The sequence below is a fragment of the Extensimonas soli genome, from assembly GCF_029211265.1.
GTDB lineage: Bacteria > Pseudomonadota > Gammaproteobacteria > Burkholderiales > Burkholderiaceae_C > Extensimonas > Extensimonas soli.
The window spans coordinates 1-18,020 of sequence record NZ_JARGEL010000023.1 but is presented as its reverse complement, the minus strand read 5'-3'; the positions used below and the strand labels follow the sequence as shown (position 1 = coordinate 18,020).

Sequence of the window (18,020 nt, the reverse complement as noted above, 5' to 3'; positions counted from 1 at the left end):
GCGATTTACGCCCGCTCCATGCGGGCTCAATCGGACTTTTTCTTCTTGCGCAGCTGCAGCAGGCGCTGCTGCAAGGGCTCGTCGGGCACCAGCACGGCGGCTACGGCGCCGGCAAAAATCTGGCCAGCGTTGCCGTCGAGCGAGATCACCTCGCCCTCGCTCAAGGTCTTGGCGCCGAGTTGGATGCTGCGGCTTGCCGGGTCTATGTGCAAATCGCCGCAGCCCACGAGGCAGACCTTGCCGAGCTGGCGCGCAACCACGGCAGCGTGCGAGGTGCGCGCGCCGCGCTGCGTCAGCAGGCCGAGCGCGTGGCCCAGCGCGTCGATGTCGGCGGTTTCGGCATCTTGCCGCACCAATACCACGGGCACACCCGCAGCGGCCCGCGCCGCGGCGCGCTCGCCGTCGAGCGCGATTTCGCCGCTAACTACGCCGGGGCAGGCTGAGGTGGCGCGGGCCAGCGTTTGCGCGGCCTGCCCGCCTTCGCCCTGCGTCACCAACTGCAGCGTGCCCAGGCTTTCGACCGCGACGCTCTGGGTGCGTTCGAGCGCGGCGTCTTCGTCGATCACGCCCTCTTCGAGCAGGTCGAGCGCGATGCGCACGCTGGCCAGCGGGGTGCGTTTGCCCGCGCGCGTCTGCAGCCAGTGCAGCACGCCGTCCTGCACGGTGAATTCGAAGTCCTGCATGTCCTTGAATTCGTGCTCTAGCGCCTTTGCGCCCTCCTGCAGTTGGCGCCAGGCGTCGGGCGCGATCTCGGCCAGCGCCTCGTGGCCGTGCGCGTTGCGCCGACCCGAGACCACGTCTTCGCCCTGCGCGTTGACCAGAAAATCGACCCAGGGTGCAGGCTGGCCGCTCATGGGGTCGCGCGTGAAGCCCACGCCCGCGCCCGAATGGCCGCCGGAGTTGCCGAACACCATTTGCTGCACCGTCACGGCCGTGCCCATCTGGTCGTCGATGTGGTTGATCTTGCGGTAACTTACGGCTTTTTCGGCGTGCCAGGATGCGAACACCGCGCGGATCGCCGCGCCCAGCTGCGCCGTGGCCGACTGCGGAAAGGGCTCGCCGACCTGCTGCTGGTAGATGGCCTGAAAGCTGCGCGTCAAGCCGCGCAGCTCGTTGAAGTCGAGCAGGCGCTCGTCGCGCCCCTGCGCCACGCGCACGATTTCCTGCTCGAACAGCGCCGGATCGACGCCCGCCACCACCTCGGCATAGCTTGCCACCAAGCGCCGGTAGGCGTCCCAGACCATGCGCGGGTTGCCCGTCTGGCGCAAGAGCCCCGGCAGCGTGGCATCGCACAGGCCCACGTTGAGCAGCGTTTCCATCATGCCGGGCATGGACACGGGCGCACCCGAGCGCACCGAGACGATGAGCGGCCGGCGCGGATCGCCAAGCGCCAGGCCCGTGGCCTCTTCGAGCGCGGGAAGGCCTACCGAGAACGCGGGCAGCAGGCAGTCGTCCGGGGCCTGCGTGTAATGCGTGCCGATCACGAGCGCGGGCGGCACGCGCAGGCCGATCGCGGCCATGCGCAGCAGGTTCCAGGCCTTGGAGCCCATGCTCTCGCGCCCGGTCTTGGCCCGCGCATGGCGCCCATGGGGGGCATGGTGGCTGCCGTGGCTATCCTGATCGGCTTGAGCGATCAAGTAAAAATGCTTGGGCCAGTGCGCTGCAGTGGACTTCACGACGCTACCTCCGTCTTGGTGAGCACCATCTGGCGCAAGGCATAACCGGCAGCCAGCAGGCTGTCCGTGGCTTTTTCCATGGTGCCGGCGAGCTCGGTGGCAAGCTGCAGGCTGACCGGCGCGGCATGCAGCGCACCCACGATGGCCACCCGCGCCTCGCGCGCAAGCTGGTCGCACATGCGCTCGGCGCGCAGCATGCGCCAGAGGGTCTGCAGGAACTGCTCGCTGTCTATCGGGTCGCCCCGGTCGCTGACGTGGCGGGCGATTTCGACCGCCTTGACCTGGTCCTGGATCGCCGCGAGCGTGGTGTCTGCCAGATTCGTGAGCACTTCGTTGACGGCCGCGGGCAGGCCGCCGAGCGGTGCCACGAACAGCATCGAGTGCACGAACATGGCTTCTTCGAGGGCATCGGCAACGTCGTCGGACTTCTCGAGCAATTCGACCACGGGCTGCCAGCGCCCGTGGCGCTCGGCACGCTGGCGCGCGTCCATGAGCAGGTGGTCGGCCTGGCGCTCCCAATACTTGGCGCGTGCGGCCAGGTCGGTGCGCGCCGCGGCCTCGGCACCCGCGCCGCTCTCGATGGCCTCGCACAGTCCGAGCGCGATGGCATGGGTATAGGCGGCGTGCTCGGCCAGCAGGTCGAACTCGAAGCTGCGCTGGCGCAGCACGCGCGCGAGCAGCATGCGCGCCTCGTCGGCGATCAGCGCCATGGGCTGCTGCTGGCGCAGCATGGTGCTTGCAATGCGCAACAGCTCCAGCAGGTATTCGGCCGCTGCCGCCTCGCCCAGGATTTCGTCGAGCCGGTCGCCGATGCGGAAAGCGTCGCCATCGACGGCCTGCATGGCGTGAAAGACCAGCCGCTCGCCGCCTGCCTCGAGCCAGCCCACATGCCCCCATTCCTCCTGCGCGGCCTTGGCGAGCAACTGCTGCGCCTGCGCCTTGCTCACGAAATTCTGCAGGCGCTTGCGCGCCCGGTTCCAGTCGATCACGAACACGATGCGCGAGGCCACGCCTTCGAGCGCGTTCTCGAGCGCCTGCATGCTATCGGCCTGGAAGCGCGCCTCGCCCAACACGTATGGCTTGCCGGCGTTCAGGCCTTCGACGGTGCGCGGCTCGGACACTGTCCAGGTAAAGCCCAGCGCCTCGAGCATGCCGCGAAAGAAGTTGAAGCGCCCGGTGTGCAGGTCGGAATACGTCAGGCGCAACTCCATCCCCTCCACCGTCATCACGAGCACGTGGACATCGTTCGTGCCGATGTCGTTCTGGATCAGCAGCCGCGCGCCATCGCGCGTGACCGCCGTGTCCAGGCCCGGGTGCGAGAACTTGAGCGGCGCCGTGCGGTGCAGACCGCGCATGAACGCGCTGACCAGCGGGCGGTCTTGCTTGTCGATCTGCCACACGTGCGCGCCGTCGAGGTCTTCGGTGGCGATCTCGCTCGCCATCGCATTGAGCTGCTGGTGCAAGTCCATCACGAGCAGGTGCAGGCTGTCGCCAACCTTGCGGTCGCCATGGGTGAGTTGCGCGAGCGCGGCGCGCTCCAGCCCTTCATCGGTGTCGAGCTCGCGCAGGCGCTGCAGCCAAGAGTCGCGCCGCGCCGCGAGCTCGGGCGGGCTGGCGCGGCCACTGTCGCACACCGGGCGCGCCATGGTGGCAAGGTCTGCCGCCAGCGCCGCCAGCAGCTTGTCCTGGTGGCGCATGACCATGCGCCCGTCATCGAAATACGCGCTTTTCACGAGCTCCGGCAGCCAAGCAGCATCCTGCAGGCCCGCATGCGCAAGCTCGCGCCCCCAGTCGGGCACGGCGGTGTCGGGCGCTGCAGCGTGCTGGGCAGCCGACTGCAGCAAAGTGAGATAGAGCTTGAGCCGGTCATTGGCGGCCAGCGCCGCCTTGACCCAGGCCGGCAGCAGTAAAGACTGCTGCCCGAGCGATGCCACGGCTTGTTCCTTGCGCATGGGCGATTCCTGGCGAGGTGGATGAAAAGCCCTGAAGATGGCATCCCGGTGTGGCATGGGCATGACAAACCCGGAAATTGGGGGGCAAGAAATTGGGGGCAGGTTCCAACTTCCCCCCAGAATACTCCCGTTTTTATAGCTGCTTACGATCATCCCATAAAGGCAAAATGGCAAAATGGCATGAAATTGAAATCCGACGCCGATTCAGCCATTCACTGCCCCAGCAACTCGCGCACCTGCTGCAGCGCTGCGGGGTCTTCCATGGTGGTGAGATCACCGGGGTCGCGGCCTTCGGCCACGGCTTGCAGGGCGCGGCGCAGGAGTTTGCCGCTGCGCGTCTTGGGCAGCACGTTCACGAAGTGCACGCGCGCCGGGCGGGCCACGGCGCCGAGCTGGTGATCGACGAGCTTCATCACCTCGCCTTCGAGCTTGAGGCGCGCCTCAGGGCTGTCCAGCCCGGTGGTGTCGCGTGCCACGGCAAAGGCCATCGCGGCCTGGCCCTTGAGGCTGTCGGCGACGCCGACCACGGCCACTTCGGCGACGTTGGGGTGCGAGGCGATGCACTCCTCGATCTCGCGCGTACCCAGGCGGTGGCCCGCGACGTTGATCACGTCGTCGGTGCGGCCGAGGATGAAGTAGTAGCCGTCGGCATCGCGTATGCCCCAGTCGAAGGTGCTGTAGATCAGCCGGCCCGGCACGCTCTTCCAGTAGGTGTTGACGAAGCGCGCGTCGTCGCGCCAGACGGTCTGCATGCAGCCCGGCGGCAGCGGCCCCTCGATGGCAAGCACGCCCTTGTGGTTGGGCGTCGTGAGCTCCTCGCCCGTGGCGTCATCGACGAGCTTGACGCGGTAGCCGTACATGGCCTTGCCGGGGCTGCCAAAGCGCGGCGTCTGCGGCTCCACGCCGAGCGCGAGCGTGAGGATGGGCCAGCCGGTTTCGGTCTGCCAGTAGTTGTCGATGATGGGCACGCGCAGCGCATCGCTGATCCACTGCGCCGTGGATTCGTCGAGCGGCTCGCCCGCGAGCCACAGCGCCTTGAGGCTGTCAACGCGGTATTTTTGCAGCCACGACGGGTCCTGCTTTTTGAGCACGCGCACCGCCGTGGGCGCCGAGAACATGTGCGTGACGCGGTATTTTTCGACGATGCTCCACCACACGCCCGCGTGCGGCCGCGTGGGCAGGCCCTCGTACATGACGGTGGCCATGCCGACCAGCAGGGGGCCGTAGATGATGTAACTGTGCCCCACAACCCAGCCGATGTCGCTGGTGGCAAAAAAAGTCTGGCCCGCCTGCGCGTCGAAGATGTGCTTCATGCTCGCGGCCAGCGCCACGGCGTAGCCGCCAGTGTCGCGCTGCACGCCCTTGGGCTTGCCGGTGGTGCCGCTGGTGTAGAGCGTGTAGCTCGGGTGCGTGGCCTCGACCCAGACGCAGGGTACGCTGGTGTGCAGGTGCTGCGCACGCAAGGCTGCCCAGTCGTGGTCGCGCCCCGGCTGGCGCTCCATGGGCGCAAGGCCGCGATCGACGAGCAGCACGGCCGAAGGTTTGTGGCGCGCCTGCGCAATGGCCTCGTCGAGCAAGGGCTTGTAGGGCACGACCTTGCCACCGCGCGAGCCCGCGTCGGCGCTGACCACGACCACGGGTTCGGCATCCTCGATGCGCGCAGCGAGCGAACCCGCCGCAAAGCCGCCGAACACCACCGAGTGCAGCGCGCCGATGCGCGCGCAGGCGAGCATGGCAAACGCGGCCTCGGCGATCATGGGCATGTAGATCAGCACGCGGTCGCCTTTTTGCACGCCCAGCGCTTGCAGCGCCGCCGCCATGCGCTGCACTTCGGCGTGCAACTCAGCGTAGCTGTAGCTGCGCTCGCTGTCGGTTTCGGTCGAAATGGCGATCAGCGCGGTTTGCTGTGCACGGCTCGCGAGGTGCCTGTCCACCGCGTTGTGGCACAAATTGGTCGTGCCGCCCACGAACCAGCGCGCAAACGGCGGCTGGCTGTAGTCGCACACCTGCTGCGGCGGCGTCTGCCAGTCGATCAGTTGCGCCTGCTCGCGCCAGAAGGCGTCGGGCTCGTCGATCGAGCGGCGGTAAAACTCGGCATAGCTGGTCATAGGGGATTCCTTGTTTTTTGGCGAATTTGCAAATTATCGATCGGCCCGCGCCGCGTCCGCGAGCTTTTGCGCGCAGGTGTTGGCCTGCTGCGCATCGCGCGCTTCGACCATCACGCGCAGCAGGGGCTCGGTGCCGCTGGCACGGATCAGCACGCGGCCGCTGTCGCCCAGCTCCTGCTCCACTGCTCGCGTAGCCTCGGCGAGCAGGCGGTTTTGGCGCCAATCCTGCCCCGGCGCCAGGCGCACGTTGAGCAGCACCTGTGGAAAGAGCTGCACGCCCTCGAGCAACTGCGCCAGGCTGCGCTCACTGCGCACGCAGGCCTGCAAGACCTGCAGCGCGCTGACAAGGCCGTCGCCCGTGGTCTGGCGGTCCAGGATCAGCAAATGGCCTGAGCCTTCTCCACCGAGCACCCAATGGTGGCGCTCAAGCTCTTCGAGCACGTAGCGGTCGCCCACGGCGGCGCGCACCAGCTTGACGCCGCGCGCCTTGAGGGCGAGCTCCACAGCCATGTTGGTCATCAAGGTGCCGACCACGCCCGGCACGTATTCATCACGCCCCATGCGGTCGGCCACGAGCAGGTACAGCAGTTCGTCGCCGTTGTAGAGGCGCCCCTGGGCATCGACCATCTGCAGGCGGTCGGCGTCGCCGTCGAGCGCGATGCCGTAATCGGCCTGGTTGGCGCGCACGGCACGCACGAGCGCATCGGGGTGGGTCGCGCCGACCTCGTCATTGATGTTGATGCCGTCGGGCGCGCAGCCTATGGCCAGCACGTCCGCGCCAAGTTCATGAAACACCTTGGGTGCCACCTGGTAGGCCGCACCGTGGGCCGCATCGACGACGATCTTGAGCCCCTTGAGCGTCAAGTCCTGCGCGAAAGTGCTCTTGCAAAACTCGATGTAGCGCCCGGCCGCATCGTCGAGCCGGCGCGCCTTGCCAAGGCTGGCCGAATCGGCCCACTGCGGTGGCTCGTCGAGCGCGGCTTCGACGGCCTGCTCCCAGGCGTCGGGCAGCTTGCTGCCCTGTGCGCTGAAGAACTTGATGCCGTTGTCAGGGTACGGGTTGTGGCTCGCGCTGATGACCACGCCCAGGCTCGCACGCTGCGCGCGCGTGAGGTAGGCCACGCCCGGCGTGGGCAGCGGGCCGAGCAGCACCACATCGACGCCGGCGGAGTTGAAGCCCGATTCGAGTGCGCTCTCCAACATGTAGCCCGAGATGCGCGTGTCCTTGCCGATCAGCACCGTGGGGCGCTCTTCCGTCTGGCGCAGCACCCGGCCCACGGCGTGGCCCAGGCGCAGCACGAAGTCGGGCGTGATCGGCGGCCGCCCCACCGTGCCGCGGATGCCGTCGGTGCCGAAAAATTTGCGCGTCATGCGTGTGCCTCTTTCTTTGGGATGTCTTGGGAATGTCGCTCCGCCTGGCAGACCGCGCGCCAGACCGCGAGCGCGGCCACCGTGGCGCGCACGTCATGCACACGCACCACGTGCGCACCGCGCTCCACGGCCAGCAGCGCCGCGGCCACACTGGGCGCCAGGCGCTCTTGCACAGGCAAATCCGTCACGGCGCCGAGCGCTGACTTGCGCGACCAGCCCACGAGCAGGGGGTGGCCCACCGCAAGTAATTCGCGCTGGCGCGCGAGCAGCGCGAAATTCTGCTCCACCGTCTTGCCGAAACCCACGCCGGGATCCAACGCAATACGCGCTTTTTCTATGCCTAGCGCTTGCAGTGTCTGCGCTTGTAGCTGCAAAAAACGAAGCACCTGCGGAAGCACGTCACCTTGCATGGGCGCACGCTGCATGGTTTGTGGATCGCGGTGCATATGCATCAGGCACACGCCGCAGGCAGGGTGCGCAGCCACCACTTGCGCCGCGCCGGGCTGGCGCAGCGCCCAGATATCGTTGACGATGTCCGCACCCAGATCGAGCGCAGCCTGCATGACCTGCGGCTTGTAGGTATCGACGGATACCGGTACGCCCAGGCGCACTGCGGCGCGCACCACAGGCAGCACGCGCGCGAGTTCGTCCTCCAGCGGCAGCGGCGCGCTGCCGGGGCGCGAGGATTCACCGCCGATGTCGAGAATATCTGCGCCCTCTTTCAACAGTTGCTCACAATGCGCAAGCGCCGCCGCAGTCGTCGCGTGCTGCCCGCCGTCGGAGAAAGAGTCCGGTGTGACGTTCACGATGCCCATGACCTGCGGTCGCGACAGGTCGATACGAAAACGCGCCGTGTGCCAGAACATCTGCGGTATTTCCGAAGAAGAAATGCGGAAGTGGATGGAGAAAAATGCCCGAAAAAAACGGGGCCTTACGCCCCGTTTCTACACCACGCTGCGGGTCGACCAACGGCCTCGAATCACGCCGCCGACGGTTTCGGGTCTGCCGTCACCGCGGGCGTGCCGCCCGAGCCCCCGCCAGACGAAGGCGTGCGCGGCGTCCAGTCCTTGGGCGGACGCGGCTCCCTTCCGGCCATGATGTCATCGAGCTGTTCGATGTCTATGGTTTCCCATTCGAGCAGCGCCTTGGCCATGGCGTGCATCTTGTCGCTGTGCTCTTCGATCAAGCCACGCGCCAGTGTGTATTGCTCGTCGATGATGCGGCGCACCTCTCGATCGACCTTCTCCATGGTTTCTTCGCTCATGTTGGTGGTCTTGGTGACGGAGCGGCCCAAGAACACCTCACCCTCGTTTTCAGCATAGACCATGGGGCCGAGCGCGTCGCTCATGCCATAGCGCGTGACCATGTCGCGCGCTATGTGCGTGGCGCGCTCGAAGTCACTGGAGGCGCCCGTGGTCATCTGGTGCATGAACACCTCTTCGGCGATACGGCCGCCGAACAGCATGCTGATCTGGCTGAGCATGTATTCGCGGTCGTAGCTGTAGCGGTCTTTTTCGGGCAGGCTCATGGTCACGCCGAGCGCGCGGCCGCGCGGAATGATCGTGACCTTGTGCACCGGGTCGCACTTGGGAAGCAAACGGCCGATGAGCGCATGGCCCGCCTCGTGGTAGGCAGTGTTGCGGCGCTCTTCTTCGGGCATGACCATGCTCTTGCGCTCGGGGCCCATGAGGATTTTGTCCTTGGCACGCTCGAAGTCCTGCATCTCGACCACGCGCGCGTTGCGACGTGCAGCCATCAATGCGGCCTCGTTGCACAGGTTTGCCAGATCGGCGCCGCTCATGCCCGGCGTGCCACGCGCGATGATGCTCGCGCTCACGTCCTGGCCGACCGGAATCTTGCGCATGTGCACATTCAAAATCTGCTCGCGGCCGCGGATGTCTGGCAGCGTGACATAGACCTGCCGGTCGAAGCGCCCAGGGCGCAGCAACGCGGCATCCAAAATGTCAGGGCGGTTGGTCGCCGCGATCACGATCACGCCGAGGTTGGTCTCGAAGCCGTCCATCTCGACCAGCATCTGGTTGAGCGTCTGCTCACGCTCATCGTTGCCACCGCCCAGACCCGCGCCGCGCTGGCGCCCCACGGCGTCGATTTCGTCGATGAAGATGATGCAAGGTGCGTTCTTCTTGGCGTTTTCGAACATGTCGCGCACACGCGCCGCACCCACGCCGACGAACATCTCGACGAAGTCGGAGCCCGAAATGCTGAAGAAAGGCACCTTGGCCTCGCCCGCGATCGCCTTGGCAAGCAAGGTCTTGCCCGTACCCGGCGGCCCGACAAGCAGCAGACCGCGCGGAATGCGTCCACCGAGCTTCTGGAATTTCTGCGGATCCTTGAGGAAGTCCACGACCTCCTTGACCTCTTCCTTGGCCTCGTCGCAGCCCGCCACGTCAGTGAAGGTGACAGTGTTGGTGTTTTCGTCGAGCATGCGCGCCTTGCTCTTGCCAAAGCTGAAGGCGCCGCCCTTGCCGCCGCCCTGCATCTGGCGCATGAAATACACCCACACCCCAATCAGCAAAAGCATCGGCCCCCAACTCACGAGCAAGGTCATGAGCAGCGAGCCCTCTTCACGCGGTTTCACGTCGAACTTGACGTTGTTGTTGATGAGGTCGCCGACCAAGCCGCGGTCAAGATAGGTAGCCGTCGTGCGGATGCGTCGGTCATCGTTGGTGATGGCGATGATCTCGGTGCCGCTTTGCCCCTCTTGAATGGTCGCACTCTTGATGCGGTTGTTGCGCACTTCCGAGAGGAAGTCCGAATACCCCACGTAGCCCGCACTCGGGCTCACGCGCCCATCGAACTGTTTGAACACCGTGAACAGCACCATGGCGATGACCAGCCACACGGCGATTTTCGAAAACCATTGATTGTTCAAGCGAAACTCCCATTCCCCTTGGGGGAAAAACCATGAGCCCACGCATACGTGAGCCGTCTCCCATATGCGGGCATTTTAGGCGTTTCAAGCAAACGCGCCGATAAGCATTTCCCATAATGGCTATAGGACTTACGGCGATTCATGTGCTTCCTGTGGTGCTGATCAGGCCACACCTTGCCATGCTGCCGAGCAAAACGCGCTCAGACAGCCGCTTGTACCTGCTCCTTGAGCTTGCTGCTCGCGTGGAAAGTCACCACACGCCGCGCCTCGATCGGAATCAATTCGCCCGTGCGCGGATTGCGCCCCGGCCGCGACGCCTTGGTGCGCACCTGAAAAGTGCCGAACCCTGTCAGGCGCACGTCCTCGCCCTCGACCAGGCTGTGCACCAGCAGATCGAAAAAGGCCTCGACCATCTCCTTGGACTCGCGCTTGTTCAAGCCGATGTGGTCGAACAGCAACTCCGCCAACTGCGCCTTGGTCAAAGCCGGCGTTTCGAGGTCTGCTACGGCGAATTCGATCATCGTGTGCTCCCTTTCCTTATGCCATGTACGCACGGCTCAGGCCCGCAAGCGCGCGCCCGTGCGCCGGCCGAGTTCGGCCACGGCGGCCTGCATTGCGGCGTCGATCTCGGCCTCGGTCAGGGTCGCGTCCTCGCGCGCGAGCGTGATGCGCACGGCGAGGCTTTTTTCTTCCAGCCCCACACCCGAAGCGGCTGCCGTCGCGCCTTCACGCACCGGCTGCGCCTTGGGCCGGTAAACGTCGAACAACACCACCGAGCGCAGCAGACTCGGCGCGATGGCCGCTGCAATCGTGGCCTGCACCTCGGCAAAAGTCACCCGCTCCGCCACCACCAGGGCCAAATCACGCTCCACCGGCTGCTGGCGCGCCACGGGCTGTGCCTGCGGCAAGGGGCGCTGCAAAACGGCTGCGAGGTCGAGCTCGAACAGCTGCGGCGCCTGCGGCAGCTCCCAGGCCTGGCACCAGCGCGGGTGCAGCTCGCCAATGAAGCCGATCGCGCGCCCATCGAGGAGCACCCGCGCACACCGCCCCGGGTGCATAGCCGGATGCTCGGCGGGCTCAAAACTCGCCTCGAGCGGCGCGAGCAGCGCCTGCACGTCGCCTTTGGCGTCGAAGAAATCGACTTCGCGCGCCTTTTGCCCCCACTGCAGCATATCGACGAGGCCATAAGCCAGCCCCGCAACGCGCATGGGCTGGTGCACGCCCGCGACCGTGCGGTCGCTGTCGGGCACGCTGGCGTCGCGCAGAAACACACGCCCAAGCTCGAACACGCGCACCCGCTGCGCCTTGCGGTCCAGATTGAATCGCAAAACTTGTAGCAAGGAACCTAGCAAGGTAGAGCGCATGACGCTCATTTGGCTTGCAATCGGGTTGAGCAGGCGGATGGGCTGCGCGTTGCCTGCGAGCTCCTGCTCCCAGCGCTCCTCGACGAAGCTGAAGTTGATCGTTTCCTGGTAGCCCAGCGCAGCCAAAGCGCGGCGCACGGCAAACGGGCTGCGCTGCGTTTCGGGCGCCACGCGCGGCGTGATGGGCGCGAGCGGCGGCGTCGTAGGCAGCCGCTGGTAGCCGACCATGCGCGCGACTTCTTCGATCAAGTCTTCCTCGATCGCCAGATCGAAGCGGTACGACGGCGGCACAACCTCGAGGATGCCTGCATCCGCCGCGTCCGGGGTGTTTTTCGGCGTCACCTCCAACCCCAGCCGCGTGAGCGCCTCGGTGCACTGCGCCTGCGTCAGAGGCATGCCCAGGACTTTGCATGCACGCGCCACGCGCAGCGTGACGGGCTGCCGCACAGGCATGCGCACGCGCTGGTCGTCGATCGGCCCGCAGACGGTTTCGGGCGTGCCGCAGATGTCTAGCACCAGTTGCGTGATGCGCTCGATGTGCTCGACGGTGTGCTCGGGATCGACGCCGCGCTCGAAGCGGTGCCCCGCATCCGTCGCAAAGTTGTAGCGCCGTGAGCGCCCCGCGACGGCCTTGGGCCACCAGAAGGCGGCTTCGATGTAGATGTTGCGCGTGGCGTCCGACACCGCCGTGGCGTCGCCGCCCATGATGCCCGCGAGCGATTCCACGCCTTGCGCATCGGCGATCACGCCGACCTTTTCATCGACGCCGACCGTGTTGCCGTTGAGCAGCTTAAGCGGCTCGCCCGGCCGGCCCCAGCGCACCTCGAGGCCGCCGTGGATTTTGTCGAGGTCGAAAATGTGCGAAGGCCGTCCGAGCTCGAACATCACATAATTCGAAATATCGACCAGTGGCGACACACTGCGCTGCCCGCAGCGCGCGAGCCTATCGACCATCCACTGCGGCGTTTGCGCGCGCGTGTTCACGTTGCGCACGATGCGGCCCGAAAAGCGCCCGCACAAATCGGGTGCCAGCACCTGCACGGGCAGTCGATCGGCGCAACCCGCGGTCACGGCAGGGAAAGCAAGCGGCTGCAGCGGCGCGCCCGTCAAAGCGGATAGCTCGCGTGCCACGCCGTACACGCTCAGGCAATGCGCAAGATTCGGCGTGAGCTTGAGCGTGAACAGCGTATCGTCGAGGTTCAACCACACACGCACGTCCTGCCCCACGGGTGCCTCGGACGCGAGTTCGAGCAAGCCGCCATGATCTTCCGACAGCAGCAGCTCGCGCGCCGAACACAACATGCCCTGGCTCTCGACGCCGCGCAGCTTGCTCGCCTTGATGAGAAACGGCTTGCCGTCGGGCCCGGGCGGCAGCTCGGCCCCGACGAGCGCGCACGGCACTTTGATGCCCGGCCGCGCATTCGGCGCACCGCACACGATGTTCAGCAAAGCGCCCTGCCCCGCATCGACCTGGCACACGCGCAGTCGGTCGGCGTCGGGATGCTGCACCGCCTCTTTGATTTCGCCCACCACCACGCGCGAGAAAGGCGGCGCCGTCGGGCGCAGTTCCTCGACCTCTAGGCCGGCCATGGTCAATGTTTCGGCCAACTCGGCCGTGGAAAGTGGCGGGTTGCAAAAACTGCGCAACCAGGATTCAGGAAATTGCATGGTCAAACGATCAAAAGGTGAACACCCGCTGCGGTCCGCCGCGGCTTACTGAAACTGCGACAAAAAGCGGATGTCACCGTCGAAGAACAGGCGCAGGTCGTTCACGCCGTAGCGCAGCATGGTGAGCCGATCGGGCCCCATGCCAAAGGCAAAACCAATGAATTTTTCCGGGTCTAGCCCCATGTTGCGCACCACCGTGGGGTGCACCTGGCCCGAGCCCGCGACTTCGAGCCAACGCCCCGCGAGCGGCCCGCTCGGGAACTGGATGTCGATTTCGGCGCTGGGCTCGGTGAAAGGGAAAAAGCTCGGACGAAAGCGCAGCACCAGCTCGTCGTTTTCGAAAAAGGTGCGGCAAAAATCGGTGAAGACGACCTTCAGGTCCTTGAAGCTCACGTTTTCGCCGATCCACAAGCCCTCGCATTGGTGGAACATGGGCGAGTGCGTGGCATCGCTGTCCACGCGGTAGGTACGCCCTGGCGCGATCACGCGGATTTCGGGCATGGGGCCGGCAAACAGCTCTGCGCCCCCGCCAGCCGCACCTTGTGCGGCGCGGTGCTTCTTGACGTGCTGCACGGCATGGCGTATCTGCATGGGGCTGGTATGCGTGCGCAGCAGATGGGGCGCGTTGTCAGTGCCACCTTCGACGTAAAAGGTGTCGTGCATGGAGCGCGCCGGATGGTCCTGCGGCGTGTTCAATGCGGTGAAATTGAACCAGTCGGTTTCGATCTCGGGTCCGTCGGCCACGTCGAAGCCCATGGATCCGAAAATGGCCTGGATGCGCTCTAGCGTAAGTGACACCGGGTGCAGGCCCCCGGCGCCACGCTGGCGGCCCGGCAGGCTCACATCGAGCGCCTCGGCCTGTAACTGCGCTTGCAACTGGGCCTCGGCCAGGGCCTGGCGCCGCGCCTGCAGCGCTGCTTCTATGGCTTGCTTGGCCGCGTTGATGGCTGCGCCGCGCGTTTTTTTCTCTTCGACGGAAAGCTGCGCAAGCCCCTTCATGAGCTCGGTCACGCGCCCGGACTTGCCGAGGAACTGCGCCTTGGCATTTTCGAGCTCCGCCGGCGTGGGGCTTTGCGCGAACAGGCGCGCCGCGCTTTCGACCAGAGAATCCAAATCGTTCATATCGACTTCTCAAAAACGACAAGGGCTAGTGCCTTTGCAGCGCTAGCCCTTGCTCTGATTGTACGAACAGCTATCAAAAAATAACTGCTCGCAGCACTCGTACACGCAGCAAGCTCAGACAGCCAGCTTGGCTTTGACCTGCTCGACGATGCTGCCGAAAGCTGCCTTGTCGTGCACGGCGAGGTCGGCCAGCATTTTGCGGTCGATCTCGATGGAGGCCTTCTTCAGCCCGTTGGCAAACTGGCTGTAAGTCAGGCCCAGTTCACGGGCCGCGGCGTTGATACGCGCGATCCAGAGCTGACGGAACACGCGCTTTTTCGCGCGGCGGTCGCGGTAGGCGTATTGGCCCGCCTTCATCACCGCCTGCTTGGCGATGCGGAAAACGTTGCCGCGGCGACCGCGGAAGCCCTTGGCCAGGGCGAGAACTTTCTTGTGACGGGCGCGGGCGGTGACGCCACGTTTGACGCGAGGCATATGCGTTACTCCTTGTTCGTCTAGCGATTACAGGCCGGCAAAGGGCAGCATCTGCGCCATGTGACCAAGGTTGGTCTCATGCACATTCACGGCCCCACGCAGGTGGCGCTTGTTTTTGGTGGTCTTCTTGGTCAGGATGTGACGCTTGAAGGCTTGGCCGCGCTTGACGGTGCCACCGGGACGAACACGAAAACGCTTTTTCGCGCTGCTCTTGGTCTTCATTTTGGGCATTGCATGCTCCTCTTCGTTTGTGCTCGCGAGGCGTTTGCAAACACACTGCAAACTTGTTGGCCCCGAGCCACTTTTGGCGGCAGAGCCATCTGGCTCCGCCTATCGCGCCACGCCTCTCGGTAAAAGGGCGCGGCGCAAATTCTTCAAACCTTCTTCCTATCGCTACCGCCAGCGGCAGACACGGCATCTTCAAGCTGCAGCGGAAGTCGCAGCCCCCGCCTCTGCCGCCGATTTGGCCGCAGGCTTTTTCTTGCCGGGCGCGATCATCATGATCATCTGCCGCCCCTCGAGCTTGGGGAACTGCTCGACCACGATGGCGTCGCCCAGATCATCACGGATACGGTTGAGCAGCGCCAGACCGAGTTCCTGGTGCGTGATCTCGCGTCCGCGAAAACGCAGGGTGATCTTGCATTTGTCGCCCTCGGCCAGAAAGCGGCGGATGTTGCGCATCTTGATCTGGTAGTCGGCCTCGTCCGTGCCGGGGCGGAATTTGACTTCCTTGATCTCTATCACCGTCTGCTTGGCCTTGGCCTCGGCAGCGCGCTTTTGCTCCTGGTACTTGAACTTGCCGTAATCGACCAGACGGCACACCGGAGGGCTCGCCATGGACGCAATTTCGACCAGGTCCACATCCAGCTCGCCCGCCATGCGCAAGGCCTCTGCCAAACTCACGATGCCCAAGGGCTCGTTGTCGGGGCCACTCAGACGCACTTCAGGCGCCGCGATTTCCCGGTTCAGGCGGTGCTTGCGCTCTTCGCGCTGGCGACGGTCACGAAATTCGGTAGCGATGGTTTTCTTCCTCGAATCAAAAAATACAAAACAATAGCAAACGCCGCAGGGATGCCAAGCACTTCACCCGTTTTTTGGATCAGACTTTGGATGCAATGTCTTGGGCAATGTGCTGGGTGAAGGCTTCCAGAGGCATCACACCCAGGCCTTTGTTGCCCCGCGCACGTACTGCGACGGCTCCTGCCGCCTTCTCCTTGTCGCCTGCGACGAGGATATACGGCAGCTTCTGCAAAGAATGCTCGCGTATTTTATAGGTAATCTTTTCGTTGCGCAGATCGGCGACGACCCTAAGGTCTTGATTCGGCAATGCTTTTTGCAGCTTTGCGGCAATTTCGCGACAGTAATCGGCCTGTGCATCGGTAATGTTGAGCACGGCCACCTGCACCGGCGCGAGCCAGGTGGGCAAGGCGCCCGCGTGCTGCTCGATAAGAATGCCGATGAAGCGCTCGAGGCTGCCCACGATGGCACGGTGCAGCATCACCGGTCGATGGCGTGCGCCGTCTTCACCCACGTACTCGGCGTCGAGGCGCTCGGGCATGGAAAAATCGACCTGCATGGTGCCACACTGCCATTGGCGACCGATCGCATCCTTGAGCGTGTATTCAATCTTGGGCCCATAAAAGGCCCCGTCGCCTGGCGCGAGCTCGAATTCGCAGCCCGACGCGCGCAGGCTCTCCATGAGCGCGTGCTCAGCCTTGTCCCAGCTCGCATCTGAACCAATGCGCGCCTCGGGCCGCGTGGCCACCTTGTAAATGATGTGCTCAAAGCCGAAATCGCGGTACACCTTCTGCAGCAAGGTGGTATAGGCGATGCACTCCGGCAGGATCTGGTCCTCGGTGCAGAAAATGTGGCCGTCGTCCTGCGTGAAGCCACGCACGCGCATGATGCCATGCAGCCCGCCCGTGGGTTCGTTGCGGTGGCACTGACCGAATTCGCCATAGCGCAGCGGCAGGTCGCGGTAGCTCTTGATCCCCTGCTTGAAGATCAGGATATGCCCCGGACAGTTCATGGGCTTGAGCGCGTATTCGCGCTTTTCGCTCTCGGTGGTGAACATGTGGTCGCGGTACTTGTCCCAGTGACCGGTCTTTTCCCACAGCGTTTTGTCGAGCAACTGCGGCCCCTTGACCTCCTGGTAGCCGTTGTCGCGGTAGACCCGGCGCATGTATTGCTCGACTTCCTGCCACAGCGCCCAGCCCTTGGGATGCCAGAACACCACGCCTGGCGCGTGGTCGTCGATGTGAAACAGGTCGAGTTCGCGCCCCAGCCTGCGATGGTCGCGCTTTTCGGCCTCTTCGAGCATGGCGAGATACTGCTGCAGCTCCTCTTTCGAGGCCCAGGCCGTGCCGTAGATGCGCTGCAGCATCTCGTTGCGGTGGTCGCCGCGCCAGTACGCGCCCGCCACCTTCATGAGCTTGAAGTGCCTGAGCTTGCCCGTGCTCGGCACATGCGGGCCGCGGCACAGGTCTTCGAACTTGCCTTCGCGGTACAGACTCACGTCCTCATTGCTCGGGATGCTCGCGATGATCTCGGCCTTGTAGCGCTCGCCCATGTTCTTGAAATACGCCACGGCCTCGTCGCGCGGCAGCACACGGCGCACCACGGGCTCGTCCTTGGCGGCGAGCTCGGCCATTTTTTTCTCGATGGCAGCCAAGTCTTCGGGCGTGAACGGGCGCTTGTAGCTGAAGTCGTAGTAAAAACCGTTGTCGATCACGGGGCCTATGGTGACCTGCGCGTCGGGGAACAGCTCCTTGACCGCATAGGCCAGCAGGTGCGCCGTGGAGTGGCGGATCATCTCCAGCCCTTCGGCATCCTTGGCCGTGACGATGGACACCGCAGCGTCGTGGTCTATGGTGCAGCCCGTGTCCACGAGCCTGCCATCCACCTTGCCCCCCAATGCCGCCTTGGCCAGCCCTGCACCTATGGACTGCGCCACCTCGGCGACCGTCACCGGACCGGGAAATTCGCGCGTGGAGCCGTCAGGCAAGGTCACACGCACGGCCTGGCGGAGGGGCTGGATCGCTTCGGTCATTTACAGAATTCCTCGTTCGCAAAACAAGAACAGCGCGAGTATCCGCGCTGTTCGATTCCTCATTTTGGTAGCTGCCCACGCAGGAGGCACGCGGCGAAGCGCCCATTTCGACTTAGAGTCAGCAGGCGCGACGTGTCTTCACAGTGTCATTGCCTGAAGTGCCCTGGTCCATTCTCGTGCCAGCTGTTTCAGTGAAACCGATGAATTTTACCCCCCACGGGAAAAGCCGCCTCTTGCAAGGGTGCGATTCAAACTGATGTGCCCATCAAGCCGCATAAAGGTAAGTGGTAGCCCAGTAGCTGGCCCACTCGCTGTTTGCGCGGTTGACGCGAAGGGCAAGCAT

General features: G+C 64.8%; 12 protein-coding genes and 1 pseudogene. All 13 read right to left on the bottom strand.

Annotation, left to right across the window (positions count from 1 at the left end; genetic code table 11):
• Positions 1-26 precede the first annotated feature (26 nt).
• On the bottom strand, positions 27-1,676 hold the full coding sequence (locus PYV55_RS10280; RefSeq protein ID WP_275850740.1) for a PEP/pyruvate-binding domain-containing protein: 1,650 nt from the start codon (positions 1,674-1,676) through the stop codon (positions 27-29).
• Positions 1,673-3,628, bottom strand: a complete 1,956-nt coding sequence (locus tag PYV55_RS10275; protein ID WP_275850738.1) for a phosphate transport regulator — start codon at positions 3,626-3,628, stop codon at positions 1,673-1,675. Before PYV55_RS10275 ends, PYV55_RS10280 begins: the two co-directional genes overlap by 4 nt.
• A gap of 212 nt (positions 3,629-3,840) precedes the next feature.
• Positions 3,841-5,739, bottom strand: a pseudogene (locus PYV55_RS10270) (propionate--CoA ligase); the annotation flags it as partial.
• A gap of 30 nt (positions 5,740-5,769) precedes the next feature.
• Complete coding sequence (gene glmM, locus PYV55_RS10265) at positions 5,770-7,107, bottom strand: phosphoglucosamine mutase (protein ID WP_275850737.1); 1,338 nt, start codon at positions 7,105-7,107, stop codon at positions 5,770-5,772.
• Positions 7,104-7,973: a dihydropteroate synthase gene (gene folP, locus PYV55_RS10260; RefSeq protein ID WP_275850735.1), complete on the bottom strand. Its 870-nt coding sequence runs from the start codon at positions 7,971-7,973 to the stop codon at positions 7,104-7,106. The genes glmM and folP overlap by 4 nt, the downstream gene beginning before the upstream one ends.
• A gap of 113 nt (positions 7,974-8,086) precedes the next feature.
• Positions 8,087-10,000, bottom strand: coding sequence for an ATP-dependent zinc metalloprotease FtsH (ftsH, locus tag PYV55_RS10255; RefSeq protein ID WP_275850733.1), 1,914 nt, complete (start codon positions 9,998-10,000; stop codon positions 8,087-8,089).
• Positions 10,001-10,200: 200 nt separating this feature from the next.
• The gene (locus tag PYV55_RS10250; protein WP_275850731.1) at positions 10,201-10,521 is read right to left on the bottom strand and encodes an integration host factor subunit alpha; all 321 of its coding nucleotides are present in this window, start codon (positions 10,519-10,521) and stop codon (positions 10,201-10,203) included.
• A 36-nt stretch (positions 10,522-10,557) separates the two neighbouring features.
• A complete protein-coding gene (gene pheT / locus PYV55_RS10245; protein ID WP_275850729.1) occupies positions 10,558-13,032 on the bottom strand; it encodes a phenylalanine--tRNA ligase subunit beta in 2,475 nt (824 codons plus the stop codon).
• 45 nt (positions 13,033-13,077) lie between these two features.
• Positions 13,078-14,154, bottom strand: a complete 1,077-nt coding sequence (gene pheS, locus PYV55_RS10240) for a phenylalanine--tRNA ligase subunit alpha (RefSeq protein ID WP_275850726.1) — start codon at positions 14,152-14,154, stop codon at positions 13,078-13,080.
• 114 nt (positions 14,155-14,268) lie between these two features.
• On the bottom strand, positions 14,269-14,628 hold the full coding sequence (rplT, locus tag PYV55_RS10235; protein ID WP_275850723.1) for a 50S ribosomal protein L20: 360 nt from the start codon (positions 14,626-14,628) through the stop codon (positions 14,269-14,271).
• A gap of 27 nt (positions 14,629-14,655) precedes the next feature.
• Positions 14,656-14,859, bottom strand: a complete 204-nt coding sequence (rpmI, locus tag PYV55_RS10230) for a 50S ribosomal protein L35 (RefSeq protein WP_144734192.1) — start codon at positions 14,857-14,859, stop codon at positions 14,656-14,658.
• A gap of 189 nt (positions 14,860-15,048) precedes the next feature.
• The gene (infC, locus tag PYV55_RS10225) at positions 15,049-15,648 is read right to left on the bottom strand and encodes a translation initiation factor IF-3 (protein WP_275850975.1); all 600 of its coding nucleotides are present in this window, start codon (positions 15,646-15,648) and stop codon (positions 15,049-15,051) included.
• Between the two features lie 79 nt (positions 15,649-15,727).
• Positions 15,728-17,677, bottom strand: coding sequence for a threonine--tRNA ligase (gene thrS, locus PYV55_RS10220; RefSeq protein ID WP_275850718.1), 1,950 nt, complete (start codon positions 17,675-17,677; stop codon positions 15,728-15,730).
• Between the last annotated feature and the right edge of the window lie 343 nt (positions 17,678-18,020).

What these genes read in the sequence shown, in the direction of transcription:
- PYV55_RS10275 (WP_275850738.1), bottom strand. Translation starts at nt 3,628, where the DNA reads ATGCGCAAGGAACAAGCCGTGGCATCGCTCGGGCAGCAGTCTTTACTG.
- glmM (WP_275850737.1), bottom strand. Translation starts at nt 7,107, where the DNA reads ATGACGCGCAAATTTTTCGGCACCGACGGCATCCGCGGCACGGTGGGG.
- folP (WP_275850735.1), bottom strand. Translation starts at nt 7,973, where the DNA reads ATGTTCTGGCACACGGCGCGTTTTCGTATCGACCTGTCGCGACCGCAG.
- PYV55_RS10250 (WP_275850731.1), bottom strand. Translation starts at nt 10,521, where the DNA reads ATGATCGAATTCGCCGTAGCAGACCTCGAAACGCCGGCTTTGACCAAG.
- pheT (WP_275850729.1), bottom strand. Translation starts at nt 13,032, where the DNA reads ATGCAATTTCCTGAATCCTGGTTGCGCAGTTTTTGCAACCCGCCACTT.
- pheS (WP_275850726.1), bottom strand. Translation starts at nt 14,154, where the DNA reads ATGAACGATTTGGATTCTCTGGTCGAAAGCGCGGCGCGCCTGTTCGCG.
- rplT (WP_275850723.1), bottom strand. Translation starts at nt 14,628, where the DNA reads ATGCCTCGCGTCAAACGTGGCGTCACCGCCCGCGCCCGTCACAAGAAA.
- rpmI (WP_144734192.1), bottom strand. Translation starts at nt 14,859, where the DNA reads ATGCCCAAAATGAAGACCAAGAGCAGCGCGAAAAAGCGTTTTCGTGTT.
- thrS (WP_275850718.1), bottom strand. Translation starts at nt 17,677, where the DNA reads ATGACCGAAGCGATCCAGCCCCTCCGCCAGGCCGTGCGTGTGACCTTG.